At 57.6% G+C, this 1,098-nt stretch carries 1 protein-coding gene; it reads left to right on the plus strand.

Translation table 11 applies throughout. The features are described 5' to 3' along the window. Nucleotides 1-81: 81 nt before the first annotated feature. Nucleotides 82-1,098, plus strand: a 1,017-nt coding sequence (nifK, locus tag EV130_RS32400; protein WP_092755373.1) for a nitrogenase molybdenum-iron protein subunit beta, incomplete at its 3' end; no start/stop codon positions are given.

Consider the following 1,098-nt stretch of genomic DNA (forward strand, 5'->3'; position numbering starts at 1 on the left):
ATCGGACTTGATCCGCACTCGTGACAGATGACATCCCATTGCCGCCACCGGTGCGGCGCGATGAAAAGAAAGGTGCTTACTATGCCGCAGTCGGCGGAAAAAGTTCTCGACCATGCTCCCCTGTTCCGCGAGCCGGAATACAGGCAGATGCTCGCCGAGAAGAAAGCCAATTTCGAATGCCCCCACCCGGATCAGGTCGTTGCCGATCAAAACGACTTCACGAAGACCTGGGAGTATCGCGAAAAGAACCTGGGCCGCGAAGCCCTGGTCGTGAACCCGGCCAAAGCCTGCCAGCCGCTCGGTGCCGTCTTCGCAGCCGCAGGCTTTGAGCAAACGATGTCCTTCGTCCATGGCAGCCAGGGCTGCGTCGCTTATTACCGTTCGCATCTGTCGCGTCACTTCAAGGAGCCTTCATCAGCGGTCTCGTCCTCGATGACGGAGGACGCGGCAGTGTTCGGCGGGTTGAAGAACATGGTCGACGGGCTCGCCAATACATACAAGCTCTACGATCCGAAGATGATCGCCGTCTCGACCACCTGCATGGCCGAAGTCATTGGAGACGACCTCCACGGCTTCATCGAAAACGCAAAGAACGAAGGGTCGGTCCCGCACGACTTCGATGTTCCTTTCGCCCACACGCCTGCCTTCGTCGGCAGCCACGTCGATGGCTATGACGGCATGATCAAGGGCATTCTGGAGAACTTCTGGAAAGGCAACGAGCGGAAGGAGGTTGCTCAAGCCATCAACATCATTCCCGGCTTCGACGGCTTCTGCGTCGGCAACAACCGCGAACTGAAGCGCCTGCTCGACATGATGGGCGTATCCTACATCTTCATCCAGGATGCCTCCGACCAGTTCGACACGCCGTCTGACGGTACGTACCGCATGTATGACGGCGGCACGAAGATCGAGGACTTGAAAACGGCGTTGAATGCCGAAGCGACCCTGTCGCTGCAGCACTATAACACGCGCAAAACGCTGGAATATTGCAAGGAGGTCGGTCAGGTTACGGCTTCGTTCCATTATCCGCTGGGTGTTCAGGCGACCGACGAATTCCTGATGAAGGTCTCGGAGATTACCGGCAAGGAAATTCCTCCG

Origin of the sequence: Rhizobium azibense, from assembly GCF_004342325.1 — a bacterium.
Taxonomy (GTDB): Bacteria; Pseudomonadota; Alphaproteobacteria; order Rhizobiales; family Rhizobiaceae; genus Rhizobium; species Rhizobium etli_B.